Source organism: Arsenophonus sp. aPb (assembly GCF_029873475.1).
In the GTDB taxonomy this organism is placed as follows: domain Bacteria; phylum Pseudomonadota; class Gammaproteobacteria; order Enterobacterales; family Enterobacteriaceae; genus Arsenophonus.
The window spans coordinates 2,170,979-2,197,544 of sequence record NZ_CP123499.1; the positions used below are offsets into that span (position 1 = coordinate 2,170,979).

Here is a 26,566-nt window from a genome sequence, read left to right on the forward strand (position 1 = left end):
CTTTAACCTAAAAGTTCAGCCAAACGTACAGCAATATTCTGCTGAGAAATTTTTTCCTGTTCACCCGTGCGTAAATCTTTTATCGTGACTTCACCTGATTGATACTCATCTTCACCTAAAATTAAGGCAATTTTCGCCTGGGATTTATTTGCTCGAGCTAACTGTTTCTTAAAATTCCCACCACCATGATGAGTCATTAATTTCAACACTGGCAGTTGATCGCGAATTTTTTCCGCCAGGCCTAATATTGCCTGTTGGCTTGCCTCACCACAAGCAACCAAATAAACATCAACTAAGGAACACTCTGCAACAAAATCTGGATTTATCTGGCGCACCAATAACACCATGCGCTCCATTCCCATGGCAAAACCTACTGCCGATGTCGCTTTTCCACCAAGCTGTTCAACCAGACCATCATAACGCCCACCAGCGCATATCGTACCCTGTGCACCTAATGCATCAGTAACCCATTCAAAGACAGTACGATTATAATAATCTAAACCACGAACTAAACGTTGATTAATTCGATATTGAACGCCTGCAGTATCAAGTAATTTGCAAAGTCCAATAAAGTGTTGTTTCGAGTCATCATCAAGATAATCAGCCAGTAATGGAGCATCATTAAGCAGTTTTTGCACGTCAGGATTTTTTGAATCAAGGATGCGTAATGGGTTAGTCGATAATCGACGTCGGCAATCCTCATCCAATTTATCTTCATGTTGTTGCAAAAAAGTGACTAATGCCTGACGATATTTTGCTCGTGCTGCTAATGAGCCAATCGAATTTAATTCCAGTGAAACATGTTTAGCAATCCCCAACTCACGCCACCAACGTGCTGTCATTATGATAAGTTCGGCATCAATATCCGGACCAGCTAAACCAAAAACTTCAGCACCTAACTGATGGAATTGGCGGTAACGCCCTTTTTGTGGCCGCTCATAACGAAACATCGGGCCTAAATACCAGAGGCGTTGTTGCTGATTGTACAATAAACCATGTTCGATTCCGGCACGTACACAACCTGCTGTATTCTCTGGCCGCAATGTTATACTGTCGCCATCCCGGTCATCAAAACTATACATCTCTTTTTCAACCACATCGGTGACTTCACCTATTGCGCGAGAAAATAATGAAGTTTGCTCTACAATGGGGGTTCGTATCTCACTAAAACCATAACTAGCAAGGATTTGTTTTAATTTGTTTTCAATTTTTTGCCAGAATTGAATATCGGCAGGAAGACAGTCATTCATACCGCGAATAGATTGAATGTTTTTAGCCACGTTATTTCTCTATTTAAAAATCTACCATAATATGGATTATAAAAGTGAATATTAACAGGGTGCAATCCATAAACAAAATTGGCTCACCACGATATTGAGCCAATCTTACTAAACTATTTATCTAATCGTTTGATATCAATCCGCAGATTTTCATCCAACATAATAGCCTTTGCCCGAATTTTAGCTTCCAACTGTTCAATCATATCAGCATTATCTAACCGTTCTTTTTGACGAACACCGTCTTCATAAAATCCGCTCTTTGCTCTTGCTCCGGTTACACCAAGAGTAGAAACCTCAGCTTCACCAGGACCATTAACAACACAACCAATAATTGAAACATCCATCGGGGTAATAATATCTTCTAATCGCTCTTCTAATGCATTAACGGTACCAATAACATCAAATTCTTGTCGTGAGCAGGTTGGACAGGCAATAAAATTAATACCCCGTGAACGAATACGCAGTGATTTTAAAATATCAAAACCAACTTTAACCTCTTCGACGGGATCAGCAGCTAATGAAATACGTAATGTATCACCAATCCCTTCAGCTAATAACATTCCCAGTCCGATAGCTGATTTGACTGAACCAGCTCGCGCGCCACCCGCTTCTGTAATACCTAAATGTAGAGGCTGATCAATTTTATCAGCCAATAAACGGTAAGCGCCTACGGCCAAAAAAACATCTGAAGCTTTAACACTAATTTTAAATTGATCAAAATTCAATCTATCCAATATATCTACATGGCGCATAGCCGATTCAACTAACGCTGCCGGCGTGGGTTCGCCATATTTTTCTTGAATATCTTTTTCTAATGAACCACCATTAACGCCGATCCGAATAGGAATATTTTTATCGCGTGCACAGTCAACAACCTGGCAAATACGTTCTTCATTACCAATATTACCCGGATTGATGCGTAAACAATCCGCTCCATATTCAGCAACTTTTAGTGCGATACGATAATCAAAATGGATATCAGCAATAACCGGAACATTAACTTGTTGTTTAATGAGCTTAAACGCTTCAGCTGCATCCATTGTGGGTACAGAAACGCGTACAATATCAACACCCACTCGTTCTAAAGATTTAATCTGTTTGACTGTGGCTGCAACATCCGTTGTACGCGTGTTGGTCATTGATTGTACTGTGATTGGTGCACCATCACCAACAGGAACATTACCTACATAAATTCGTGTTGATTTACGCCTCTTTATCGGTGATTGATTATGCATATTACTCTCCCTCAACATCCATGTTTAATAATTTACGCTATTTCTATAATTGAAGCCATCGAATTGACGATGGCTTCTTATTTGTTCACAATTTATCATTATTTATAGATGTTGTCTTACAAAATTCATTTACAATCCAGGCAATTTAAACTTAGCTGGACGATTAGCTTTAATAAAGCGATTTAGATCAACCGAATTACCTTTGAATAACAAATTAACATTGGCGGGTATGCCAATATTAAATTCATAAGGCGGTTCACCATTTAATTCAAGTTTCTGACCTGCATTTTTCATACCGCTAAATAAAATTTTACCTTTAGCATCACGAACTTCTAACCAACACTGCCCTTTAAAGTTCATTACAATTCCATCGCCCGATTCTAAACTAGCAGCATTAGTATCAGCAGCAGCTTCTTCTGCCCTACTCCGCTCTGGATGACTATTATTAGTCATACTGCCTGGCAAGGGTACTGTTTTTACTTCTGTCGGATTGACTGACTCAGTATTAACATTGATATCACTATTTTTTAGTGTTTCAGAAGTTAATGGAGATTGAGGTGCCGGAGATATGACATTATTAGCTATCGCTGAGGTTGCCGGCTGCATACTAGTTTCTGTTGACGACGTATTGACATTATTTTGTTCAATTGCGTCTGCTGCGCCAGGCGCAGAAGGAGATGGAGATGGATCTGACGGCATTTGAGTAGCATTCGAGCGATTCTGTTCAGCCATAGTGGCAATTTCTTGTTTTTGTACTTTATATCCCTGCCACCACCAAATACCTACCATAGCAATACAAATAATGATAATTAGCCAGGTAAATTTCATTAACCAGCCTTCCCGTTTTTTGCGTGTCTTTCCTAGGGAATAACTTTGCATAGGAGAAACTACTGCCGCTTTTGCTGGTGTGTGTTTATCCAATAATTCAAGAATTTCTTTTTCTGGAATTTTCACTAATTTTGCATAAGAACGAATGTAGCCACGCAAGAAAGTAGGATCAACACTATGGGAATTGCTGTCTTCCTCTATCTCACGTACGGTGCATACTTTTAAGCAAAGTCGTTCGGCAACGATTTCTCGGGAAAGACCAAGCGTTTCCCGTGCCTGCAATAAACGTTGGCCAACGGTGATTTCTGTTTTTTCTGTTTTAGGTTTGCTATTCATTCGGGGAACTATTGGTCTTTTCTGAGTTTTAACATCATGAAGGCTTTTAAAAAACTTCATCTATCAAGTTAATCAAAAACCTTCATACCGATAATATTTCTTAGCTTATTTTGGAAATATTTTGACAATTAAGCCCTCTACGTTCTTCTTCTTTCCTCAGTTCAATCATCTCCTCAGATATATTTTCAGAGCATAAGAAGTCTAAATAATAATCTCGCATACTTGTATTATTGATTGCGGATGAACGAATTGCCACTTTAAAATATTTTAATGCTAAGCATGATTGCTTTTGCTGACGCATAATGACCGCCATTCCTAAATTAGCAATCCCATTTTTCGGTTCTGCCAGCAGTATTTTGTCAAAATGATAAGATGCTGCTGGATAATTCCCTGCTGATAGATAAGCAATGCCTAGCTGTGTCCGTGTCACAATCGCAATATCAACGTCTTTATTAATACTAGTACATCCTATTAATAAACCCACTAACAATAGAATATTAATGATAGATATCCTTATCATATCACTCTCATTTATTTATATAGCTGGTAATAAAAGGAATTCTGCTATCTAATTCCCTTTATTTACATAATTAACATTCAGACTGCTTTTACTATAATTGGTTCACCACCCAGGCGTTTTTTCAATGTTCGTTTAGTTCGATCAATAACATCACCCGCTAATTGACCGCAGGCCGCATCAATATCATCGCCACGCGTTTTACGCACAATAGTAGTAAAACCATATTTCATCAATACTTTGGCAAAACGATCAATACGGCTATTGGAACTACGACTGTAAGGCGCACCAGGAAATGGGTTCCAAGGAATTAAATTAATTTTGCTAGGCGTATGCTTAAGACATTCAGCTAGCTGATGTGCATGCTCAATACTATCATTCACACCATTTAGCATGACATACTCAACAGTAACACGTCCCTGATTGGCATTAGATTTAGTTAGATAGCGCCGGACACTGGCCAGGAAGGTTTCAATGTTGTATTTTTTATTAATAGGTACAATCTCGTCACGAATTTCGTCAGTCGGTGCATGCAAGGAAATTGCTAAAGCAACATCGATCATATCAGCCAATTTATCCAGAGCAGGTACAACACCAGACGTCGATAAAGTCACTCGTCGTTTTGACAGTCCAAAACCAAAATCATCCATCATAATTTCCATTGCTGGAATAACATTGTTTAGATTTAATAGAGGCTCTCCCATTCCCATCATTACAACATTGGTAATCGGGCGCCGACCACTGGATTTCAAAGAGCCAATAACTTTAGCAGCCCGCCACACTTGACCTATAATTTCTGAAACGCGTAAATTACGATTAAAACCTTGCTGCGCGGTTGAGCAAAATTTACATTCAAGCGCACAGCCAACTTGAGAAGAAACACAAAGTGTCGCGCGATCATCTTCAGGAATATATACTGTTTCGACTTGTTGCTCACCGACCGTTATTGCCCATTTGATCGTGCCATCAGTAGAACGCTGCTCTTGCGCAATTTCAGGTGCCCGAATTTCAGCAGCTTGCTTTAATTTATTTCGCAGCACCTTATTGATATCTGTCATCAAATCAAAATCATCATAACAGTGGTGATAAATCCATTTCATTACCTGATCGGCACGAAAGGGTTTTTCTCCCATATCACTAAAGAACTGCCGCATCTGTTTACGATCCATATCTAGCAAATTGACTTTTGTTGATTTGCTGACAGGAGAAAAAGAAGGCACACACTGCGCTGCTGTTTTAGATTGAAACATTTTTATTGCCTCGTTATTACACTTTTCGGCGAAAACTGTAGGTTTTATAACAATTAACTTTATTTATGGGACTAAATATTATTTTTAATAGCATTATATGCCATAACCTTGCCAGTAAATCACTTAACAAGGTATGGCATTTTACAAACTTTATTAATATTTTGCTAATAATATCCTATTTCTGTTTGTTAACGCGGACATATTTCGTCGTCAGTAAAGAAAAAAGCAATTTCTCGTTCTGCGGACGCGACAGAATCTGAACCATGTACTGCATTTGCGGTAAAACTATCTGCATAATCAGCACGTAGTGTTCCTGCCAATGCCTTAGAGGGATCCGTTGCTCCCATTAAATCACGATAACGCTGTATAGCATCTTTGCCCGCTAAGACTTGCAACATAATGGGGCCTGAGATCATAAATTCGACTAATCCAGCAAAAAAAGGCTTACCTTTATGCTCAGCATAAAAACCTTCAGCCTGTTCACGACTTAAATGCACCATTTTAGCTGCAATAATTTCGAATCCAGCTTGCTCAAAACGGTTATAAATCGCACCAATTACATTTTTTTTAACTGCATTTGGCTTAATAATGGAAAACGTACGTTGCATCGTCATTAGAAATCCTCTTAGCTATTATTTTTCATCATGATATTTTTGCCTTGCATCCATACTGCCTGCCAAGAAAAAGATTTATCATCATTTTTATTAAGGCAAAATAGCTGGCTATTATAGATAGTGGCAATTCAATTGCCCACTTGACGACAAATTTTGTTAATTTTTTTTATACAATTTTTTTATTTTTTTAGCTTAAATCACATTTTTCTAAAATTTAAAACGATAAATACGATTAAAAAGATAATCAGCCAAATTCTTTTTTTAAGTTGCAAGCTTAGATAAATTTAAATATAAAAAATTAGCTGGTATAAATTAGGGAATAATGGCTAGCCAAATTTAACAATTTTTAATAGCAATCGTGTTACGCAACCAACCGCCTATTTTGCGTTGATAAAATGGCTGCGTATGGTGAACAATAAAATGATCAATATCTGTGCCATTAGACTGCAAAAAATAAAAATCAACAGACTGATTATCTTCAAGATAATCAAGGGCAATGCTTCCTAACTGTGGAATTAATTGTTGCCCTTGCTTTTCATAGCCAAGACTAATTTCTAAAGCAATAAGCATCACCGGCTCTTCTGCTGTTGTATTATCCTTCGCTTGTAGTAAAAAAGCACGGCGTATGATTTTGTATTGTTGAAAAAAATGACACAGCCCACTGATTAATTTTTGTGGTAAGGTTTCAAGTATGCTCAATTTAATAGCACTATCGCCTGGCACTGTAATTGTTGTCATCAGCGCAGTTTGATTGTTTTTATCGGCCGCCATTTTAGCCTCCTTTATCATTAATACTCTCTTACCAACTAATTATTTACCAGAGAAATTAATTTCTTGGTAAATAATCATACAAGAAATGGCTATTTTGCCTTTTTCAATAATAAACTAGCAATAGTTCTGATACCAATGCCGGTTGCACCTTCCGCCCATAAACTCATGGCAGATTTACGATAAGTAGCTGAACAATCGATATGCAACCATCCCTTATGATAATTTTCAACAAAATGTGATAAGAAAGCCGCGGCAGTGCTGGCACCAGCAGTATGAGAGGGTGATGCTATATTATTTAGATCAGCGAAAGCAGAAGGTAATTGGCGACGATGAAATTCCGCTAAGGGTAAACGCCAGAAGAGTTCATTTTCCATTTCTGCCGCAGACATCAATTCAGCCACCAATTTGTCATCAAAACTTAATACTGACTGATAATCGTTGCCTACTGCCATTTTGGCTGCACCGGTTAATGTTGCAGCGTCAATAATTAATACTGGTTTTTCTTTACTTGCATCGATCAATCCATCAGCCAAAACCAGTCTTCCTTCCGCATCCGTATTCATAATTTCAACAGACTTGCCATTACGGTAGCGAATAATATCACCTAATTTGAAGGCATTACCACTCACCATGTTATCAGCAATACAGAGGAAAAGCTTTACGCGTTGTTTTAAACCTCGACTTATTGCTAAGGCTAACGCCCCAGTTAGCATAGCTGCCCCACCCATATCTGCTTTCATTGAATTCATTGATGAAGAGGGTTTTATACTATAACCACCTGAATCAAACGTAATCCCTTTTCCAACCAAACAAGCAAATACCGGCGCTTTTAAATTGCCAGTTGGATTATAATCCAGCACGAGTAATGCAGGTGGGCGGCTTGAGCCACGGCCTACAGTATAAATTCCACTATATTTCTGTTTTGCTAACTCGTCACCCTGAATGATACGGTAGTTGATATTATCCTTTATTGTTTCACATAATAAGTCGGCGCTGCGCTGCGCTAGCTGCGTTGGCGCTAATTCTTCAGCCGGTGCGTTAATAATATCGCGTACCCAATCAATAATTCGTATGCGGTACTGTAGTTCTTTTTTTTCATTTGCAGATAAATTTGGCCATTCAATAGAACGGGCTCCCTTTGGTGCTCTAAAACCTTGCCAAAAAGCCCAACTTTTTTCCAAGTCCCAGTCATCACCTACTAACATGACATGATGAATGCCTTGGCTATCTAATCGACGACCCGCACTTTGGATCGCACACAGTTTTGCTTGTGGCTGCAAGTGAATAACTATCCCTTGCTCACAGAAACTAATTAATGCATTCTTTCCCCAGCAAGGCGCCGCTGCTTGATAAGATAGCGAGACCTGCATGATCTGCTTTTCCATTCGCTCTTCCCACCTTAGTTTGTCATATGTGTTTATGGAATTATTGATAAATATAAGATATTAATAATAGAGGTTATCATGAGTTCATACATTGCACGATGAATGTGAATAATAAAAAAGCTGGCAATTCCCAGCTTTGTAGGTAATTTAATCTTTTAATCAGCTATTATTGATACTCATCAAGCCATATTAATAGAATAGCTTCTAGGATCTTTTCATTAGAAGCTTGCGGATTGTCATTAAATCCGTCTAGTTGGCAAATCCACTGATGCATATCGGTAAAACGAACCGTTTGCGGATCAATATTAGGATATTTATCATAGAGTGCCTCTACAATTGCACGGCTATCGATCCACTTTAAATTCACCATCCCCTCCTGCAATTAAATATAAGGATCAATGCTCTCTGGCATGATTAATGGTATATTTAGGAATTTCTATGACCAGATCTTCATTAGTCACGATGGCCTGACAACTTAAACGGCTCTCAGGCTCTAACCCCCATGCTTTGTCCAACATGTCATCCTCTAGTTCAGAGCTTTCCTCCAGAGAATCAAAGCCTTCACGGACAATACAGTGGCAAGTTGTACAAGCACAAGATTTTTCACAAGCATGTTCAATATCAATGCCACTACGTAAAGCAGCATCAAGAATGGATTCACCTTTCTCCACTTCCACAACCGCCCCTTCCGGGCATAACTCTTTATGCGGTAAAAAAATTATCTTCGGCATTATTATATCTCGTCCACAGAATGACCTGATAATGCTTGACGAATAGAGATATCCATACGTCGAGCTGCGAAATCCTGTGTTTGCTTATCCAGTTGTTTAATTGCATTTTCAATCGCAACAGAGGAGCTTCCCTGTGTGCAGTTAACTAATTCATTTACAGCGTTATCAATCGCTGCTTTTTCTTCTTTATTCAATAAATGAGCATCTTTTTTCAATGCGATCATTAAACTTTCTATCAGCCGGCTAGCTTCAACTTTCTGCTCGGCAAGATGGCGCTCTACCATATCATCTTGCGCATTGACGATTGAGTCAGTGATCATATTGGCAATTTCGTCATCGGTTAAACCATATGAAGGTTTAACTTGAATCGAAGCACTGACACCCGTTGATTTTTCTACCGCGCTAACACTCAATAATCCATCAGCATCTATTTGAAAAACAACCCGAATATGCGCGCTTCCGGCAGGTAATGGCGGTATTCCACGTAGGATAAAACGCGCTAAAGAACGGCAATCATTAACCATTTCACGTTCGCCTTGTACAATATGAAATGTCATGGCTGTTTGCCCATCTTTGAAGGTAGTAAATTCCTGCGCCTTAGCAATAGGCAATGTTGTATTGCGCGGGATCACTTTTTCAACCAATCCCCCCATGATTTCTAAGCCAAGCGATAAAGGAGTAACATCAAGTAACAATATTTCACTATCCGGTTTATTACCGACTAAAATATCTGCCTGAATAGCCGCTCCGATGGCAACAACTTTATCCGGATCAATTGAAGTTAAGGGTGTGAGGCCAAAAAATTCCTCAACCATAGAAAGTACCAACGGTACCCGTGTCGAACCACCCACCATTACAATCTGCAAAATATCATCAATATCAATTGCGGCATCTTTCAATGCACGACGAGTGGTTAATAAAGTGCGTTTAATCAATGGCCGAATTAATACGTTCAACTGCTCCCTTGACAAGGTTCCTCGCCAACCATTGATTTCAATTTCAGTATTATCACCAGCCGTTAATGCTATTTTCGCCTGGTTAGCTATATTTAAAATCTGCCGCTGTAAGCGATGATCCTGGCGATCCGTAATACCCGCTTGTTGATATAGCCAATCCACCAGCAGTTGATCAAAATCATCTCCACCTAATGCTGTGTCTCCGCCCGTTGCTAACACTTCAAATACGCCACGCTGCAACCTAAGAATGGAAATATCAAACGTACCACCACCTAAATCATAAACAGCGATGATGCCCTCTTGCTGTGAATCTAAACCATAAGCAATAGCCGCCGCAGTAGGTTCATTCAATAAACGTAAAACCTGTAATCCGGCTAAACGCGCTGCATCTTTAGTTCCTTGACGTTGCGCATCATCAAAATAAGCAGGCACGGTGATCACTACACCGTCTAATTTACCATTCAAGGTTTCTTCTGCCCGCTGTACCAACGACTTTAGTATCTCAGAAGAAACTTGAATAGGATCAACTTGCCCTATGGCTGTGTGGATCAACGGTAAGCCATTTTTACTTGCTGTCAATTGATAAGGTAAATTAGGATAGCGTTGCTGGATCTCAATCAATGAGCGGCCCAATAAGCGTTTAACTGAAATAATGGTATTAGCCGGATCTTGTTCCACTTTTGCTTTCGCTTGATTACCTACTGTAATAGCCGCTGATTGGTAACTGACTATAGAGGGTAGCAATTCACATCCTGCCGGATCAGGCAGTGTTTCCGCTTTTTTGCTGCGAACCGTTGCAATCAACGAATTTGTTGTACCTAAATCAATACCAGCCGCTAAACGGCGCTGATGTGGCATCGACGACATGCCCGGCTCACTAATTTGTAATAATGCCATAAATTTTACTCTAAAAACGATTGAATAAACGCTCTTCCAATTGTTCAACTTGTTGCTGCAACTTATCGAGAAAACGAAGTTTGCGAACAGTATCTGCCGCCTTCATCCACTGTTCATCATTCAGCTGTTTCTCCATTTCCCGTAAGTAGCTTGTTATTGTTTTAGCTAAATCAGAGGAAAATAAGGCTAATGCCTCTTCTGCTTGCTCACTGGTTTCGATACACGCCAATTCTTCACGCAGCACAAGTTGCTCCATTAAAAACGCCGTATCATGCATAGTATATTGCTCATTATTGATATCAATATCATATAAAGTCAGCATATATTCAGCACGTTTCAAAGGGTGTTTTAAGGCTTGATAAGCAGCATTAATTGTCGCAGCCTGTTGGAGTGCACCTAATTTGTCACTCTCAGGTTGGTTAGCAAAGCGATCAGGATGATATTGACGCTGTAATTCCTGATAACGGTAAGTTAATTGCTCAAGGTCAATAGAATATGAAAATGGCAGACCGAAAAGGGTAAAATAGTCCATAAATGCTCTAGGTTGAAAATATGAAACCGGCAGTGGGAAATTTATGTCACAGCCTTCGTCTATTCAGCTTTAGGTTTATCAAATAATAAATAAATTCTCATACGTTAAAACTTTCACCGCAGCCACATTCATTTTTGCTATTAGGATTGTTAAACTTAAAACCTTCATTAAGACCTTCTTTAACAAAATCCAATTCTGTTCCATTGAGATAAATCATACTCTTACCATCAATGACAACTTTCACGCCCTTGTCTTCAAAGACAGTATCATCTTCATTAATGATATCAACAAATTCAAGCACATAAGCCATGCCTGAACAGCCAGAAGTCCTTACACCTAAACGTAGGCCTTCACCTTTTCCTCGGTTATGTAAGAAAGTCAGAATACGCTCTGCCGCATTTTCAGTCAGAGAAATTGACATACAACACCTCACAATCAAAACCAGTACAGGCGGATACGATAAATAAAAGTAAACCAGTATCACGCCTAAAAGGGATTTTATATTAATTAACTATTTGCTTTGCCGTTTATTTTTATAGTCTGCAATAGCCGCTTTAATCGCATCTTCTGCCAAAATAGAACAGTGAATTTTAACTGGTGGCAACTCTAATTCTTCTGCAATAGCCGTATTTTTGATAGTCTCTGCTTCATCTAGTGTCTTACCTTTCATCCATTCCGTTACTAATGAACTAGAGGCAATTGCCGAACCACAACCATAAGTTTTAAAACGCGCATCTTCAATAATACCTGCGTCATTAACTTTGATCTGAAGTCTCATGACGTCACCACAAGCTGGTGCTCCTACCATCCCACTACCTACCATGGGATCATCATTATCAAACGAACCTACGTTGCGTGGATTTTCATAATGATCAATTACTTTTTCGCTATATGCCATATTGTCAACTCCTGAAACCGTCTATTCGTCTATTAATGATGAGCCCATTCGATGCTATTAAGATCGACACCCTGCTTATACATCTCCCATAGGGGAGAAAGATCACGCAGCCGACCTATTGCATCGTGGATTAGCTGGATGGCATAATCGATTTCTTCTTCTGTCGTGAATCGACCAAAGGAGAAACGAATTGAACTATGTGCTAACTCATCATTCATTCCTAATGCTCTTAGTACATATGAAGGTTCAAGACTTGCCGATGTACATGCAGAACCTGATGAGACAGCCAAATCTTTAAGCGCCATCATCAATGATTCACCTTCCACATAGTTAAAACTAACATTAAGAATATGAGGAGCGCCATTGGCCAGATCCCCATTAAGATAAACCTCTTCAATATCCTTAATACCGTTCCACAAACGTTGGCGTAAGGCGCGTAATCTATCAGATTCTACTGCCATTTCTGCTTTAGCAATCCGATAAGCTTCACCCATTCCTACAATCTGGTGTACTGGTAATGTCCCTGAGCGCATCCCTCGTTCATGGCCACCACCATGCTGCTGGGCTTCAAGTCGAATACGGGGTTTACGACGTACATAAAGTGCGCCTATTCCCATCGGTCCATACAGTTTATGTGCTGAAAAAGACATTAAATCAATTTTTAGTTTACTCAAATCAATCGGTAATTTACCTACTGATTGGGTCGCATCAACATGAAAAACAATACCTCGATTACGGCAAAGTTCACCCATAGCGGCAATATCTTGAATAATACCTATCTCATTATTAACATGCATGATTGACAGCAAAATTGTATCAACACGCATAGCGGCTTCAAGTTCATGTAAATCAATAAGACCACTACTTTTTGGCGCAAGGTAAGTCACTTCAAAACCTTCACGCTCAAGTTGACGGCAAGTGTCCAAAACCGCTTTATGCTCAGTTTTGCTGGTAATGATATGTTTGCCTTTTTTCTGATAAAAATTGGCAACCCCTTTCACAGCCAAGTTATCTGATTCAGTCGCTCCTGAAGTAAAAACAATCTCGCGCGGATCCGCATTAATTAACTCAGCAATCTGATTACGCGCAATATCAACAGCCTCTTCAGCCCGCCAGCCAAAAACGTGAGAACGGGATGACGGATTTCCAAAATTGCCATCCATAGTCATACACTGCATCATTTTTTCAGCGACACGAGGATCAACCGGTGTGGTCGCCGAGTAGTCTAAATAAATCGGTAGTTTCATTAACTCACTAGCTCCATAAGACGAAAAACGTCTCAAAATTTTATTACTTTGCAATTACTCTATTTTGCAGAACCGTTCAATTTATGCTCGCATATTAATAATGGGTTCGGATTGAGGAGTCACTCTCACATGGTGTTTATCGTTATCTTGACGATCAGCAACTTCTTGTACTTCTTGATTATTGACCAATTCTTCTAAGCTAATATTACTAAGAAAACTGGTAATACGGTCACTTAAATCACGCCATAGTGCATGGGTCAAACAACGCTCTCCACCTTGGCAGCCTTCTTTTCTTCCCTGACAGCGAGTTGCATCAACAGACTCATCAACAGCCGAAATAACTTGAGCGATAAAAATAGTTTTCGCGTCGCGACCTAATAAATATCCGCCGCCAGGACCACGAACACTGGCAACTAATTCATTTTTGCGAAGTCGAGAGAACAGTTGCTCAAGATAAGAAAGCGAAATTCCTTGGCGTTCCGATATATCAGCCAATGGCACCGGCCCAGACTTTGAATGCAATGCCACATCCAGCATGGCTGTTACTGCATAGCGTCCTTTAGATGTGAGTCTCATAATATATCCCCATAGTTAAATGTGACAAAAATTGTGTCATTCCTGAGTATTTTAGTCAACTATTTAACCTAGTAATTTACTCAACTATTATTTATGCCATTTTTCAATTGATGTGAGAACACCACGTAAAATATGGAGTTCCTGCACTTCAGGATGCGCTCGAGTAAATAAACGTCGCAATTTATTCATGATTTGTCCAGGGTGACGCTTTCTGATAAATCCAGATGCATTGAGCACTGCTTCAAGATGGATATAAAAACGTTCTATATCCTCAATTGGCGGATATTGTACCTTATCTTCATTATCTACCGAGGATTTTTTTTCATTTATTGCCAGGTATGCCATACGAATTTCATAACAGATCAATTGAACAGCCATGGCCAAATTGAGTGAACCATATTCAGGGTTTGTTGGAATATGAAGATGATATTGGCATTTCTGTAATTCTTCATTGGTTAAACCAACACGTTCGCGGCCAAAAATAATAGCCACCGGAGAATTTGCTGCCTGATGGATGGTTTTTTCGCCACATTCTCGCGGCGTCACCTGTGGCCATGATAAAGTACGAGCCCGCACACTACTTCCAATTACCAAACTGCATCCATGCAAAGCTTGATCTAATGTCTCCACGATAGTCGCTTGACCAATAACATCACTGGCGCCAGCAGATAATGCAATGGCTTGTGAATCGGGTAAAAGCAGTGGATTAACTAAGTATAAATTAGTCAGTCCCATCGTTTTCATCGCACGGGCAGTTGATCCCATATTTCCTGTATGCGAGGTTTCAACCAAAATAATGCGAATATTTTTTAACATGATTGTCTTTATTTGGCGTTGATCATCAGGCTATTCTACCACAATCATAGTCATGTTGACGAATCTCTGTTATACTGCCGGCTTCGCTTAATCCTTGTTCTTTAACATTCCAGTGGAAATAACCCATGCATCCAATGCTAACTATTGCTATACGAGCAGCTCGCCAAGCAGGTAACTTTATTGCTAAAAGCTATGAAAAACCCGATTCTATCGAAATAATGGCAAAAGGCCAAAATGATTTTGTGACCAACATTGATAAAAAAGCAGAACAAATTATTATTGAAGTCATCCAGAAATCTTATCCTACTCATACCATTATTACGGAAGAAAGTGGTCAAATAGTTGGTGAGAAAAATGATATTCAATGGGTTATTGATCCGTTGGATGGCACAACCAATTTTACTAAACGTTTACCCCATTTTTCCGTTTCTATAGCGGTACGTATTAACGGCCGTACAGAAGTCGCCGTCATTTATAATCCTATGCTTAATGAGCTATTTACTGCAGTACGAGGGCAAGGAGCACAATTAAACGGTTACCGCCTGCGTCTTAAAAATACCAATGAATTAGAAGGGGCAATTATTGCCACGGCTTTTCCTTTCAAAGCGAAACAACATTCAGCCGCATATATTAATATTATCGCTAAACTATTTAAAAAATGCGCCGATTTTCGCCGTACTGGTTCAGCAGCTTTAGACTTAGCTTATGTTGCTGCTGGTCGCGTCGATGCCTTTTTTGAAATTGGTTTAAAACCTTGGGATTTTATGGCTGGAGAACTATTAGTACGTGAAGCAGGTGGGGTTATAACTGACTTTGTTGGCGGTCATAATTATCTCTCATCAGGCAATTTGCTGGCAGGCAGTCCACGTATGGTGAAAAAAATGGTACCAGAAATGCAGAGTGAGTTAAGCGATTCATTAAAAAGCTAAAAAATAATAATTGCTATAGCCAATATTTATATTTAGTTAATGATGTCTGGATAGCGTGGTTATATCATTAACTCGTTTGTGGCAGTTGTCAAAATGGCAGGGATTTGTCACAGCTTTAGTGGTTAGATAAACTGGCAAATATTTTCCAGATTTGCTGTTATTGTCGATGCCGCCTTATCGCTTAATTGTCTATTAAACCCCCTATCCCTATTTAGGTATTAAGGGGTATTTTATAGATGTTTTTAGTTAATTTTAATGAGCTGACTGTTCATCACATCGTTGAGTATGAATTTTTTGATTAGCATCACTAGACGCTTTAACTTTCTCTTCTATTATCCCCATCGCTGATTGTAAGGCTTATTTTTCATTAGCAGCACTAACAGGCTGATCAAATAAATCCATTTGCTTGTTTAGATAACCGTGCCAGTTGTGACACATATATTGCTTATCTTTTTTGTCATTGGCCGCCATTGCCATTGAAGGGAACAAAAATGAAACCATGTAACTCATTGATAATATTATCAATCCGTATTTTACTGAATAATTCATTTCAATCTCCTAGGGTATTGTGACGCCTAATTAATAGATGACCTTATTCATTACGATTGAGTTTACTAACCTAAATAGCAATGTTACAAATGATAAAGCAAATAATAATCATTTCCATTATGTTTTTATACATTTTTGCAATAAATATATATATAAATAATATTAAATAACCAATCTATTAATTTAGTTTATCAACTAGTCAAAGTAATTTTGGATAAAATACACTTTCGCACTAGGTTATATATTTCAATATGGCAGGATAGATTTAATCAGCAATTCGTCATTTAGGTTATAAGCAATGAGCGTAATGAGGGAATATTGAATTGCTGTTTGCTACAAGGGAAGATTTTAATGATTGGCCAACTTGCTTAGTTTTAATATAAAAAATTTTATTTGTATCCTTGGTTAATATTTATCTGTTATTCAAGCTAAATGAACAAGTTTAGCTTACTAGTTCGGCTATATCATCGAATTTAATGATGTGAATTTTCACGCGGTCGAATAAATAGCGCTGGAATGGCAATCAATGACATTAACCAAAATACCCAGTTATGATGAAAAGGAAAATGTTCATAAACAAAACCTACAACGATTGTCACTATCGCTAACCCGGCTCCTAAGCCCAGTGCCGAATAAAATGCTTGTAGACGAATAATTTCATCTTCGTTACGGGCACTAATAAAACGCATCGCCGCAAGATGACAAACAGTAAAAGTACCACTATGTAAAAGTTGGCTCACTATCAGTATCGGTAAAGCGGTAAAACTGGCCATTAAGCCCCAACGAATCACCGCACAACTTGCTGCTAACAATAATAATCCACTCGCCTGCCAATGACGAAAAAGGACATAACTAAAGGTAAACACAATCACTTCAGCAACAATACTTAAAGACCATAACAGACCGATAATACCATCGGAATAGCCGACTTCTTTCCAATAAATTGAAGAAAAACCATAATAAGCGGCATGAGAGCTCTGTAATAAGGTAATACAGAGTAAAAAACGCCAGACTGAGCTATCAAGCAATAATTGTTTTAATGATAAAGTTGAATTAGCGATCTGGCGATAAGTGGCTTTAGGCATAACAGTAGGTTGTAATAACATCGTCAACAGCATAATGACTATGCTGGCAAGTAATGCGTAGATAATTATTTTATGCCCCCAGTTATTGGCTAAATACCCCATCCAAGAAGCGCTAATAATAAATGCTACCGAACCCCAAACCCTTACTTTACCATAATCAAATGTTATCTGTTTTTGCCAGCTAGCGGCTAAGGCATCGGTTAAAGGTATCATCGGTGAAAAAAAAAGATTAAAAGCCAACATGATAAATAATAACCACAACCAGTATGAACTGACGATAAATCCAATAGCAAAGATCAACGTTAAACCAGCAAATAGACGCAAAGTGGTAATTAGGTGACGAGAGCCTTTTACTATCGGTGCGATCATCAAAGAACCAATAAAACGTGCGCTAAGGCCGGCTGCTAACAAAATCCCGATTATATCAGCCTCATGCCCTTCACCATGTAGCCAAATTGCGATAAAAGGCAAAAAAATGCCATAAACAAAAAAATAAGTGAAATAATCTAACGCAAGCCAACGTGTTGATGGAATAATCATTATTTATTCCCATTTGATTATCATGTAAAAAGCCCGATTCAGTTAACAACTAAAACGGGCTGAAACGAATCACTAAATTTTAACTTATTTATGCATAAACAGGAAACTGCTGGCACATCAACAATACTTTTTGTTTTACATTTTGGATCACACTTACATCATCAATCTTGTCCAAAATATCACATATCCAATTGGCCAATTCAGCTGATTCTTTTTCTTTAAATCCACGACGAGTAATGGCAGGTGACCCTATACGAATACCGGAAGTAACAAATGGGCCCTTAGGATCATTCGGTACACTATTTTTATTGACGGTAATATTAGCACGACCCAGTGCAGCATCTGCCTCTTTACCGGTGATCCCTTTATCCACTAAATCTAATAAAAATAAATGGTTTTCAGTTCCACCAGAAACAACCTTGTAGCCACGTTTGATAAAAACTTCAACCATCGTTTTCGCATTTTTAGCCACTTGCTGTTGATAGGTTTTAAATTCAGGCTCCATCGCTTCTTTTAATGCAACCGCTTTACCAGCAATAACATGCATTAACGGACCGCCTTGAGCGCCAGGGAATACAGCAGAATTTAGTTTTTTGTAAAACTCTTCATCACCACCTTTAGCCAAAATCAAACCACCACGAGGGCCGGCCAAAGTCTTATGGGTGGTGGTGGTCACAACATGCGCATGAGGAACAGGATTAGGATAAACACCAGCTGCGATCAAACCCGCGACATGCGCCATATCAACAAATAAATAAGCACCTACGCTATCTGCAATTTGACGCATTTTAGCCCAATCTACCACGCCTGAATAAGCAGAAAAACCACCAATAATCATTTTAGGTTTATATTTTTGTGCCTGAGTAGCTATATCGTCGTAATCAATTTTACCATTTTCATCGATACCATAAGGAACGATATTATAAAGCTTACCGGAAAAATTGACGGGTGATCCGTGAGTTAAATGTCCCCCATGTGCCAAATTCATGCCTAATACCGTATCACCGGGTTGCAATAATGCCATATAAACAGCAGTATTAGCTTGCGAACCTGAGTGTGGCTGGACATTAGCAAAATCCGCATCAAATAAAGTTTTTGCCCGATCAATAGCAAGTTGCTCAACAATATCAACATATTCACAACCACCATAATAACGCTTACCTGGATAGCCTTCGGCGTATTTATTAGTAAGTTGGGAACCTTGAGCCTGCATGACTCTTGGACTGGTATAATTTTCTGAAGCGATTAACTCAATATGCTCTTCCTGACGCTTAACTTCATTTTCCATTGCCTGCCATAGTTCTTGGTCATAATCTGCAATACTCATTTCACGCTTTAACATTTACTTCTCCTGACTCAGCCACATTTTAAATCGCTATTCAATTAAATGAATAGCACACAGTGTAAACTCTTTTAGCTCACTGAGATAGCCCCAAAATAAAAAATCACGCAAACGTTTGCCGTATAGGTATTATCAAATGTAAACATTTATCAATAGCGATTTTATCGCCAACTAAAATACGCTAACTCAATCTCATTTTTACAATTAATTATTTACTTTTAACCTGAAACAATTTAAGTTTCATTTTAAATGCAACTTTAAGTCCTTAGCTAACTTTAGGAATTTAATATGATTGATACTCAAACTATCGCCACCGTTAAATCAACTATTCCTCTTATTGTTTCCACTGGTCCTAAATTAACCGCTCATTTTTATCAACGGATGTTTCAACATAACCCTGAATTAAAAGATATTTTCAATATGAGTCATCAAATTAATGGTGCTCAAAGAGAAGCTTTATTTAATGCTATTTGCGCCTATGCTGCCAATATTGATAATGTTTCAGCCTTACTACCTGCGGTTGAAAAAATTGCCCACAAACATGCTAGCCTGAACATAAAACCTGAACATTATTCGATAGTTGGTCGACATCTATTACATACCATTGATGAGTTATTTCAACCGGGAAAAGAAATTATTGATGCCTGGGCTAAAGCTTTTGATGTGCTGGCCGATATCTTTATTAACCGTGAAGAACAAATCTATAAAACAAATGAAGAAAATATCGGCGGTTGGCGTGGTTTGCGTCGCTTCAAAGTGGCTAAAAAGATCCCGCGTAGCGAAACGATCACCAGTTTTCAATTTATTCCAGCAGATGGTAATGAGATAGTCGATTTTCTTCCAGGACAATATTTAACCATTTATTTACAGGATCGTGAAAGACTAACCAATCAGCAAATTCGGCAATACTCATTAACCAATGCGCCTAATGGCGAAAATTATTGTATTGCGGTAAAGCGTGAAGAAAAAGGGAGTGTGTCGAACTATCTGCATAATAATATAAAAGAAGGTGATATCGTCAAATTGGCACCACCTTGCGGAGATTTTTTTTTGGCAGTCAATACTGATACACCAGTAACGTTGATTTCAGCCGGTGTCGGCTTAACACCAATGATAAGCATGTTGGAAAAATTACAACAACAACAACATAAAGCGCCATTAAATTGGCTACATGCGACAGAGCATGGTGGACATCACGCTTTTGCTAATGAAGTAAAAGATAAATTAACCGATTTTATTCATGGCTTCAGTGCCGTTTGGTATAACAAACCACGTGAGCAAGACAGACAACCAGAACAGTATCAATACCAAGGACTAATGAATCTGTCAAAAGTAAAACAACAGCTTAATATTAACAATATGCATTACTACTTCTGTGGCCCTGTCAACTTTATGCAATTTATTGCCAAGCAGTTGCTCGCCATGGGAGTAAATACCTGTCACATCCACTATGAGTGTTTTGGGCCACATAAAGTTATTGAGGGAAATGAACCATAACCATTAAAACTATCACTAAAAGCAAGATAAGTGGTAACAGGTGGGATAGGAGGTTACAGATTCCATATCAACTCCTTTGTAACTTTCAACCATCTGTTACCCTTTAAAATCAAATAGCCGCTTCATCCTGCTCGCCGGTTCGAATCCGGATCACATTAGCAATATCATAAACAAAGATTTTACCATCACCAATTTTTCCCGTCTGTGCCGTTTGCGTTATTGTCTCGACACAACTGTCAACAATGTCATCTGGAACAACAATTTCAATTTTTACTTTAGGCAAAAAATCAACCATATATTCTGCGCCGCGATAAAGCTCTGTATGACCTTTTTGTCGTCCAAACCCTTTTACTTCCGTGACTGTCATTCCGGTTATGCCGACATCTGCTAAGGCTTCTCTTACATCATCTAGCTTGAACGGTTTGATAATTGCATCAATTTTCTTCATCAAATTATCCTATTATCACCAGTTTTTACGACCAAAAGCCGAAGTAATTGGGTAACGCCTATCCTTATTGAAATTTCGAATTGTAACGCGTGGGCCTATCGGTGCTTGACGTCGTTTATATTCATTAATATCAACTAGCTTGATCACCCTACGTACTGTTACCTCATCAAATCCAGCCGCCACTAATTCACTGACCGATTTATCCTGTTCTACATAACCTTCCAAGATCGCATCCAACACAGGATAAGGTGGTAGACTATCCTGATCAAGTTGCCCTGGCGCTAGCTCAGCAGTAGGCGGCCGCTCAATCACGCGCTGAGGGATGTTTGCTGAAATGGTATTACGATATTTTGCTAGCTCAAATATTAACGTCTTTGGTACATCTTTAAGCACCGCAAAACCGCCGGCCATATCACCGTAAAGGGTAGTATAACCTACCGCCGATTCACTTTTGTTGCTGGTCGTTAATACTAAACGGCCACTCTTATTGGATATTGCCATCAGAATGATAGCCCGGCAGCGAGCCTGCAAATTTTCTTCGGTAGTATCGGGAGCCATATCTGCAAATAAGGGCGACAAACCAGCCATAAATGCATCATACATAGCTTCAATAGATACTATCGCAAATTCAATCCCTAACAATGCTGCCTGTTCTTCGGCATCATGGATGCTTATCTCAGCAGTATATTTAAAAGGCATCATTACTGCCTGAACTTTATCTTTTCCTAAAGCATCCACTGCAATAGCCAAGGTTAAAGCTGAATCAATCCCGCCTGATAATCCCAAAATAACACCAGAGAAGCCATTTTTATTAATATAGTCACGGGTTGCCATAACTAATGCTTCATAAACTTGAGCGGTAGACGATAAAGTTTTAGCTAAATTAGCTACTGGCAACGGTTCGCAATCATTAAATTTACACCGAATTACTTGCTCAGCAAACTGCGCTAAATAATGCGTTACCTCACCCTTTCCATTAAATACTTTTGAGCCACCATCAAATATAAGTTCATCCTGTCCGCCAACCTGGTTTAAATAGACAATTGGCAAATGCGTTCTTTGACTATGAGATTTTAATAACCTTGTACGGATATGGGGTTTTTCGCGATTATAAGGTGAAGCATTAATGATAATCAGGATATCAGCACCTAGCGCTTTAATTTTATCAACCGGTTCATCAAACCAAACATCTTCACAAATTAAAAAACCTAGCTTATAACCTTTAAAAGATAAGACACAGCTTTCGTGACCAGCATAGAAATAGCGCTTTTCATCAAAAACACCATAATTAGGCAATTGTTGCTTAAAATAACGCGCTACCAATTTCCCCTGCCAGAAAAATGACAATGCATTATAACATTTTTCATTTTGCTGCCATGGATGCCCAACGACAATGGCTATATTTTGACTAGCGTCTTTAAGGCGATCTAGCTGTTTACTACAGCGTTGGTAAAAATCCGACCGAAAAAGTAAATCCTCCGGCGGATAGCCAGTTAAAGCCAATTCCGAAAACACAATAAGATCCGCACCCTGCAACTGTTGAGCCTTAGCTTCCTGCAACATGCGTTCACAGTTGCCTTCAATATCACCTACCAGCCAATTTAATTGTGCTAGTGCAATATTCAGCGTTCGGTTCATAAAATTTCACTCTCCAGACATAATAATTATTATTCTTTAAAATCATTAGCATCCAGTTTATGCCTGGCTAATAATTTATAAAACTCTGTTCGATTTCGACCTGCCATACGCGCTGCGTGGGTAACATTGCCTTTTGTCATTTGTAACAATTTGCGCAAATAATTAAGTTCAAATTGGTTACGAGCCTCAACAAAAGTAGGTAACGCGGTATTCTCGCCTTGCAGTGCCTGAATGACTAGTGCTTCACTAATAACCGGCGCAGTTGTTAATGCAACGCACTGCTCAATAACATTCACTAATTGCCTTACATTGCCCGGCCAACTTGCTGCCATTAAACATTTCATCGCATCCCTCGATAGGCTACGCACAAAAGGTTTATGACGCTTTATTAATTCCCTTAACAAGTGATTAGCTAATAAAGGAATATCTTCTGGACGTTCATTAAGCGCAGGAATTTTAATATTTACCACATTCAAACGGTAATAGAGGTCTTCACGAAATTCATTCTTTTCCATTGCCTTTGGCAAATCACGATGAGTCGCTGAAATAATTCGAACATCAATATCGAGATCACGGTTACTACCTAAAGGGCGAACTTTACGTTCTTGCAAAACCCGTAATAGTTTCACTTGAAGTGACAAAGGCATATCACCAATTTCATCAAGGAATAATGTTCCACCTTGCGCAGCAAGAAACAAACCCTCACGATGAGTAACCGCACCGGTAAAAGCGCCCTTTGCATGCCCAAACAGCTCAGATTCTAAAAGCTGCTCAGGTAAAGCCCCACAGTTAATTGCAATAAAAGGCTTTTTAGCTCTAGGGCTAGCACGATGAATTGCTCGAGCCAATACTTCTTTGCCGGTACCACTTTGGCCATTGATTAATACACTAACATCAGATTGGGCCACCATACGTGCCTGTTCTAACAAACGAAGCATTATCGGGCTACGAGTGACAATTTCTTCACTCCAATTTTCATCAGAAACCGAAATTGACATGGCCAAGGCTTCGCCGATTGCTTTATAAAGGGCATCACGATCAACCGGCTTAGTAAGAAAACTTGATACCCCTCTTTGAGTTGCAGCTACCGCATCAGGAATTGAACCATGCGCTGTTAAGATAATAACCGGCATGCCTGGCTGTTGTTTCTGTATCTCAGCAAAAAGTGCCATGCCATCCATTTCATCCATACGCAAGTCACTGATAACCAAATCAATTTTATCTTTTGCTAGAATTTTCAAGGCATCCGCGCCATTTTCTGCGGTAACCACCTTAAATCCTTCGCTGGTCAAACGCATACCCAATAATTTCAACAGACCGGGATCATCATCTACCAAAAGTAGGTTAGCTGATTTATGCACTGTCATTGCGCATTTTCTCCAATTTTATCAGCCTGTTGCGCCTCTTTAGTCACATCGGTGGTTTTCGGCTCGCCACTATTTGATGCTGAATTGGCACTACTTTTATCCATTTTTCCGCTCGAAATAGCTTGTTCCTGTTTACGCGAAGAAAGTTGTCGTTCAATATCTTTCAGATTTTCCAACTTACGTGAGACAATATTTAATTCATAGGCTAGATGAGCATTTTGTTCAGCAAGCCTATCTAGTTTATTATCGCTTTCTTGTTGTAAACGTAAATATTTAGCATTTGCTTCTTCAAGATTAACAATCTGTATTTGCTTTTCACGCCATAATTCTAATAGTGGTCGTATAGGTGAAGGGAACTGCAAACTATAAATATTCAAATTATCAATCATCTTACGCCGAACGATGACGGTTGGTTCGGCAACATCGAGTAAAATACTGTGACGAAAAACATTCTGCCAATTAATTAACTGGAGAGTTTTAGCCATCAAACGCGCTTGCTCTTTATTCAACCTATTAGCGCAATCAACTATTCTCAACCAGTAAAGCGGATTATCTGAAGCACTCTCACTCTCAATACTCCATATTTTTTCACAATTTACATAGCGATAATCTGTTATACGTTCTTCTATTGGCATCGATTCATTTATCATATCCAGCGGTAATGGATGGTGAGATTTACTACAAGCTATTAATAAAAAGGGTAAAAAAAGTGTGGTTAAGTTTATTTTCCATTTAGTGGAAAAAAATCCCTCACAACTTAGCCTCGCTGATGCAATATGCCATGTTTTCCGCATTATCCCTGCGGCTATTAGGATGTTGTAATTAGACCAATTTGGCATTATTCATACTCTGTGGTTAGTGGTAGTTCAATACGAAAACAGACATCAGCAAACTGATAGTCGATAAGCAATAATTGACCATTCATTCTCTTAATACAATCTTGGGCAATACTTAATCCTAACCCGCTACCCTTTACTGCCCCTTTACGCAATAAAGATCCCTGAAAAAAAGGCTCATAAATCATATTTTGTTCAGATTCTGGGATGGGAGTTCCTGTATTAGCGATATCGATCTGGAGTTTATCATCAGTTTCATTACTTAGTATCCAAATCTTACCCGATTCAGAACCGTAGTGCACGGCATTAGAATAGAGATTATCGATCACTCTGGCCAAAAAAGTAGGCTCTGCGCGACAGTGTGTAATATTCAACTCAATTTCAGTTTGCATATTTTTAGCTCTAGCCGTTAGGTTATGTGAAGAAACAACATTTGCCACCAACTTGGTTAAATCAATCTGCTGAATCTGTGCTGGCCCATCGGCTAATTGACGATTATAGTCTAATAATTGCTCAATGAGTTGTTGTAAATGTTTACTACTATTATCCAAAATAGCGACAACTTCTCGTTGATCTAAAGTTAGAGGCCCTGCTACTTCATCGGCTAATAATTCAGCCCCTTCACGCATGCTGGCTAAAGGTGTTTTTAATTCATGAGAAATATGACGTAAAAATTCATGACGTTGTGACTCCAGCCAACGAAGTCGCTCACTCAACCAAACAATACGCTGAGCCAATGAACGTAACTCACTGGGGCCTTTAAAACGCTCAAGTCTGGTAAGAAGTGTTCCTCCTGCCCCAAGATGATTAATCATACGCTCAATAGCTTTAACCGGACCAATAATCATTCTAGTAAATAACACAACTAATAATACACTCAATAAAAAGACAATTAGCGTTTGCCAACCAAAATATTGCCCTTTTTCAGCAATAGCATTCTGCAATTGAGTACCACGTCCAAAGACTACATCACGTGTTAATTGTACTAATTGGTTATTGGTAACCGAAAAATGTTCAAGGGCCGTTGCCATTTCAGGAATAGGCGAATTATTTTCGCATTTTAAATCGGAGAGCTCTTCTAGTAAGGTTTGAATAGTCGCGATTTGGTTTTTATCAGGCAAAATAGTTAGCTGGCGAGCTAGCATCTCACTATATTCTTGCCGTTTTTTCTTATAAAGCGCTGCAAAAGTTTGATCGTTTAACACACAATATTGGCGATAACTACGCTCCATTTCAAGCGCAGTACTGGTCATAATTTCACTTCGCCTGGCATCAAGTAGAGTGGTACGATTGATATCAGCTGCTTGAGTACTCAACTCATCTAAACTTTGATAGGCCTGATATGCCAATATTAATAACGGCAAAAGAACCAATAAAAAAGCCATCACCACCAGTTGGCGTAGTGAGCGCGGAAAAGAATGCCACTTATTCAAAGAAATCATCTCATTACCTATTCATACTATTAT

At 38.9% G+C, this 26,566-nt stretch carries 27 protein-coding genes; 2 read left to right on the forward strand and 25 right to left on the reverse strand.

Features of this window, described 5'->3' with window-relative positions; all coding sequences use genetic code 11:
* Positions 1-2: 2 nt before the first annotated feature.
* The 17 genes from hisS to trmJ form a co-directional block, all read right to left on the reverse strand.
* Entirely contained in the window at positions 3-1,280 is a 1,278-nt protein-coding gene (gene hisS / locus QE177_RS09710; protein WP_280549152.1) for a histidine--tRNA ligase, read from the reverse strand.
* Between the two features lie 113 nt (positions 1,281-1,393).
* Entirely contained in the window at positions 1,394-2,515 is a 1,122-nt protein-coding gene (ispG, locus tag QE177_RS09715; RefSeq protein ID WP_280549154.1) for a flavodoxin-dependent (E)-4-hydroxy-3-methylbut-2-enyl-diphosphate synthase, read from the reverse strand.
* 129 nt (positions 2,516-2,644) lie between these two features.
* Complete coding sequence (gene rodZ / locus QE177_RS09720; protein ID WP_280549156.1) at positions 2,645-3,679, reverse strand: cytoskeleton protein RodZ; 1,035 nt, start codon at positions 3,677-3,679, stop codon at positions 2,645-2,647.
* A gap of 100 nt (positions 3,680-3,779) precedes the next feature.
* Positions 3,780-4,199 carry a fimbrial assembly protein gene (locus QE177_RS09725; RefSeq protein ID WP_280549158.1) on the reverse strand — a complete coding sequence of 140 codons (420 nt, stop codon included), beginning with the start codon at positions 4,197-4,199 and terminating at the stop codon, positions 3,780-3,782.
* A 77-nt stretch (positions 4,200-4,276) separates the two neighbouring features.
* Positions 4,277-5,446, reverse strand: a complete 1,170-nt coding sequence (locus QE177_RS09730) for a bifunctional tRNA (adenosine(37)-C2)-methyltransferase TrmG/ribosomal RNA large subunit methyltransferase RlmN (RefSeq protein ID WP_280549160.1) — start codon at positions 5,444-5,446, stop codon at positions 4,277-4,279.
* Positions 5,447-5,634: 188 nt separating this feature from the next.
* A complete protein-coding gene (gene ndk / locus QE177_RS09735; protein WP_280549162.1) occupies positions 5,635-6,060 on the reverse strand; it encodes a nucleoside-diphosphate kinase in 426 nt (141 codons plus the stop codon).
* 336 nt (positions 6,061-6,396) lie between these two features.
* Complete coding sequence (locus QE177_RS09740; RefSeq protein ID WP_280549166.1) at positions 6,397-6,831, reverse strand: enhanced serine sensitivity protein SseB C-terminal domain-containing protein; 435 nt, start codon at positions 6,829-6,831, stop codon at positions 6,397-6,399.
* Between the two features lie 89 nt (positions 6,832-6,920).
* Positions 6,921-8,216 (reverse strand): aminopeptidase PepB, encoded by a 1,296-nt coding sequence (pepB, locus tag QE177_RS09745; RefSeq protein WP_280549167.1) that lies wholly within the window; start codon positions 8,214-8,216, stop codon positions 6,921-6,923.
* A 166-nt stretch (positions 8,217-8,382) separates the two neighbouring features.
* Positions 8,383-8,583, reverse strand: coding sequence for a Fe-S cluster assembly protein IscX (iscX, locus tag QE177_RS09750; protein WP_280549168.1), 201 nt, complete (start codon positions 8,581-8,583; stop codon positions 8,383-8,385).
* 28 nt (positions 8,584-8,611) lie between these two features.
* Positions 8,612-8,947 (reverse strand): ISC system 2Fe-2S type ferredoxin, encoded by a 336-nt coding sequence (gene fdx, locus QE177_RS09755; RefSeq protein WP_026821717.1) that lies wholly within the window; start codon positions 8,945-8,947, stop codon positions 8,612-8,614.
* Positions 8,948-8,949: 2 nt separating this feature from the next.
* The gene (hscA, locus tag QE177_RS09760) at positions 8,950-10,800 is read right to left on the reverse strand and encodes a Fe-S protein assembly chaperone HscA (RefSeq protein WP_280549172.1); all 1,851 of its coding nucleotides are present in this window, start codon (positions 10,798-10,800) and stop codon (positions 8,950-8,952) included.
* A 10-nt stretch (positions 10,801-10,810) separates the two neighbouring features.
* Positions 10,811-11,332, reverse strand: coding sequence for a co-chaperone HscB (gene hscB / locus QE177_RS09765; protein WP_280549173.1), 522 nt, complete (start codon positions 11,330-11,332; stop codon positions 10,811-10,813).
* Positions 11,333-11,429: 97 nt separating this feature from the next.
* Positions 11,430-11,753: an iron-sulfur cluster assembly protein IscA gene (gene iscA / locus QE177_RS09770; RefSeq protein WP_180560303.1), complete on the reverse strand. Its 324-nt coding sequence runs from the start codon at positions 11,751-11,753 to the stop codon at positions 11,430-11,432.
* 90 nt (positions 11,754-11,843) lie between these two features.
* The gene (gene iscU, locus QE177_RS09775; RefSeq protein ID WP_280549176.1) at positions 11,844-12,230 is read right to left on the reverse strand and encodes a Fe-S cluster assembly scaffold IscU; all 387 of its coding nucleotides are present in this window, start codon (positions 12,228-12,230) and stop codon (positions 11,844-11,846) included.
* Between the two features lie 32 nt (positions 12,231-12,262).
* Entirely contained in the window at positions 12,263-13,477 is a 1,215-nt protein-coding gene (locus QE177_RS09780) for an IscS subfamily cysteine desulfurase (RefSeq protein ID WP_280549178.1), read from the reverse strand.
* Between the two features lie 81 nt (positions 13,478-13,558).
* Entirely contained in the window at positions 13,559-14,053 is a 495-nt protein-coding gene (gene iscR / locus QE177_RS09785; protein ID WP_280549179.1) for a Fe-S cluster assembly transcriptional regulator IscR, read from the reverse strand.
* Positions 14,054-14,140: 87 nt separating this feature from the next.
* Positions 14,141-14,869 (reverse strand): tRNA (cytosine(32)/uridine(32)-2'-O)-methyltransferase TrmJ, encoded by a 729-nt coding sequence (gene trmJ, locus QE177_RS09790; protein WP_280549180.1) that lies wholly within the window; start codon positions 14,867-14,869, stop codon positions 14,141-14,143.
* A 125-nt stretch (positions 14,870-14,994) separates the two neighbouring features.
* Between trmJ and suhB the strand changes: the two genes are divergently transcribed.
* Positions 14,995-15,798: an inositol-1-monophosphatase gene (gene suhB / locus QE177_RS09795; protein ID WP_280549181.1), complete on the forward strand. Its 804-nt coding sequence runs from the start codon at positions 14,995-14,997 to the stop codon at positions 15,796-15,798.
* Between the two features lie 357 nt (positions 15,799-16,155).
* Here suhB and QE177_RS09800 read toward each other — a convergent pair whose 3' ends face one another.
* The 3 genes from QE177_RS09800 to glyA form a co-directional block, all read right to left on the reverse strand.
* The gene (locus QE177_RS09800; protein WP_280549183.1) at positions 16,156-16,347 is read right to left on the reverse strand and encodes a hypothetical protein; all 192 of its coding nucleotides are present in this window, start codon (positions 16,345-16,347) and stop codon (positions 16,156-16,158) included.
* 473 nt (positions 16,348-16,820) lie between these two features.
* Positions 16,821-17,972, reverse strand: coding sequence for a 3-phenylpropionate MFS transporter (locus QE177_RS09805; protein ID WP_280549184.1), 1,152 nt, complete (start codon positions 17,970-17,972; stop codon positions 16,821-16,823).
* Between the two features lie 88 nt (positions 17,973-18,060).
* A complete protein-coding gene (gene glyA, locus QE177_RS09810; RefSeq protein ID WP_280549185.1) occupies positions 18,061-19,314 on the reverse strand; it encodes a serine hydroxymethyltransferase in 1,254 nt (417 codons plus the stop codon).
* A gap of 288 nt (positions 19,315-19,602) precedes the next feature.
* On the opposite strand from glyA, the gene hmpA reads away from it, so the two are divergent.
* Positions 19,603-20,811 carry an NO-inducible flavohemoprotein gene (gene hmpA / locus QE177_RS09815; protein ID WP_280549186.1) on the forward strand — a complete coding sequence of 403 codons (1,209 nt, stop codon included), beginning with the start codon at positions 19,603-19,605 and terminating at the stop codon, positions 20,809-20,811.
* Between the two features lie 109 nt (positions 20,812-20,920).
* Here hmpA and glnB read toward each other — a convergent pair whose 3' ends face one another.
* From glnB to QE177_RS09840, 5 genes are read right to left on the reverse strand one after another with little or no spacing between them, the layout of a single operon-like run.
* Positions 20,921-21,259: a nitrogen regulatory protein P-II gene (glnB, locus tag QE177_RS09820; protein WP_280549187.1), complete on the reverse strand. Its 339-nt coding sequence runs from the start codon at positions 21,257-21,259 to the stop codon at positions 20,921-20,923.
* Positions 21,260-21,274: 15 nt separating this feature from the next.
* Positions 21,275-22,897, reverse strand: a complete 1,623-nt coding sequence (locus QE177_RS09825) for an NAD+ synthase (protein WP_280549188.1) — start codon at positions 22,895-22,897, stop codon at positions 21,275-21,277.
* 29 nt (positions 22,898-22,926) lie between these two features.
* Positions 22,927-24,264, reverse strand: a complete 1,338-nt coding sequence (gene glrR / locus QE177_RS09830; RefSeq protein ID WP_280549189.1) for a two-component system response regulator GlrR — start codon at positions 24,262-24,264, stop codon at positions 22,927-22,929.
* Positions 24,261-25,058: a two-component system QseEF-associated lipoprotein QseG gene (gene qseG / locus QE177_RS09835; protein ID WP_280549190.1), complete on the reverse strand. Its 798-nt coding sequence runs from the start codon at positions 25,056-25,058 to the stop codon at positions 24,261-24,263. Before qseG ends, glrR begins: the two co-directional genes overlap by 4 nt.
* 44 nt (positions 25,059-25,102) lie before the next feature.
* Entirely contained in the window at positions 25,103-26,542 is a 1,440-nt protein-coding gene (locus QE177_RS09840; protein ID WP_280549192.1) for a HAMP domain-containing sensor histidine kinase, read from the reverse strand.
* Positions 26,543-26,566 lie beyond the last annotated feature (24 nt).

Coding starts and splice junctions, on each gene's coding strand:
- glrR (WP_280549189.1), bottom strand. CDS start 24,264: ATGACAGTGCATAAATCAGCTAACCTACTTTTGGTAGATGATGATCCC.
- iscA (WP_180560303.1), bottom strand. CDS start 11,753: ATGTCAATTTCTCTGACTGAAAATGCGGCAGAGCGTATTCTGACTTTC.
- pepB (WP_280549167.1), bottom strand. CDS start 8,216: ATGGAAAAGCAGATCATGCAGGTCTCGCTATCTTATCAAGCAGCGGCG.
- ispG (WP_280549154.1), bottom strand. CDS start 2,515: ATGCATAATCAATCACCGATAAAGAGGCGTAAATCAACACGAATTTAT.
- QE177_RS09805 (WP_280549184.1), bottom strand. CDS start 17,972: ATGATTATTCCATCAACACGTTGGCTTGCGTTAGATTATTTCACTTAT.
- QE177_RS09725 (WP_280549158.1), bottom strand. CDS start 4,199: ATGATAAGGATATCTATCATTAATATTCTATTGTTAGTGGGTTTATTA.
- hmpA (WP_280549186.1), top strand. CDS start 19,603: ATGATTGATACTCAAACTATCGCCACCGTTAAATCAACTATTCCTCTT.
- rodZ (WP_280549156.1), bottom strand. CDS start 3,679: ATGAATAGCAAACCTAAAACAGAAAAAACAGAAATCACCGTTGGCCAA.
- QE177_RS09780 (WP_280549178.1), bottom strand. CDS start 13,477: ATGAAACTACCGATTTATTTAGACTACTCGGCGACCACACCGGTTGAT.
- trmJ (WP_280549180.1), bottom strand. CDS start 14,869: ATGTTAAAAAATATTCGCATTATTTTGGTTGAAACCTCGCATACAGGA.
- QE177_RS09800 (WP_280549183.1), bottom strand. CDS start 16,347: ATGAATTATTCAGTAAAATACGGATTGATAATATTATCAATGAGTTAC.
- suhB (WP_280549181.1), top strand. CDS start 14,995: ATGCATCCAATGCTAACTATTGCTATACGAGCAGCTCGCCAAGCAGGT.
- iscU (WP_280549176.1), bottom strand. CDS start 12,230: ATGGCATATAGCGAAAAAGTAATTGATCATTATGAAAATCCACGCAAC.
- QE177_RS09740 (WP_280549166.1), bottom strand. CDS start 6,831: ATGGCGGCCGATAAAAACAATCAAACTGCGCTGATGACAACAATTACA.
- hscB (WP_280549173.1), bottom strand. CDS start 11,332: ATGGACTATTTTACCCTTTTCGGTCTGCCATTTTCATATTCTATTGAC.
- QE177_RS09730 (WP_280549160.1), bottom strand. CDS start 5,446: ATGTTTCAATCTAAAACAGCAGCGCAGTGTGTGCCTTCTTTTTCTCCT.
- QE177_RS09825 (WP_280549188.1), bottom strand. CDS start 22,897: ATGAACCGAACGCTGAATATTGCACTAGCACAATTAAATTGGCTGGTA.
- QE177_RS09840 (WP_280549192.1), bottom strand. CDS start 26,542: ATGATTTCTTTGAATAAGTGGCATTCTTTTCCGCGCTCACTACGCCAA.
- glyA (WP_280549185.1), bottom strand. CDS start 19,314: ATGTTAAAGCGTGAAATGAGTATTGCAGATTATGACCAAGAACTATGG.
- fdx (WP_026821717.1), bottom strand. CDS start 8,947: ATGCCGAAGATAATTTTTTTACCGCATAAAGAGTTATGCCCGGAAGGG.
- ndk (WP_280549162.1), bottom strand. CDS start 6,060: ATGACGATGCAACGTACGTTTTCCATTATTAAGCCAAATGCAGTTAAA.
- glnB (WP_280549187.1), bottom strand. CDS start 21,259: ATGAAGAAAATTGATGCAATTATCAAACCGTTCAAGCTAGATGATGTA.
- iscR (WP_280549179.1), bottom strand. CDS start 14,053: ATGAGACTCACATCTAAAGGACGCTATGCAGTAACAGCCATGCTGGAT.
- qseG (WP_280549190.1), bottom strand. CDS start 25,058: ATGCGGAAAACATGGCATATTGCATCAGCGAGGCTAAGTTGTGAGGGA.
- hscA (WP_280549172.1), bottom strand. CDS start 10,800: ATGGCATTATTACAAATTAGTGAGCCGGGCATGTCGTCGATGCCACAT.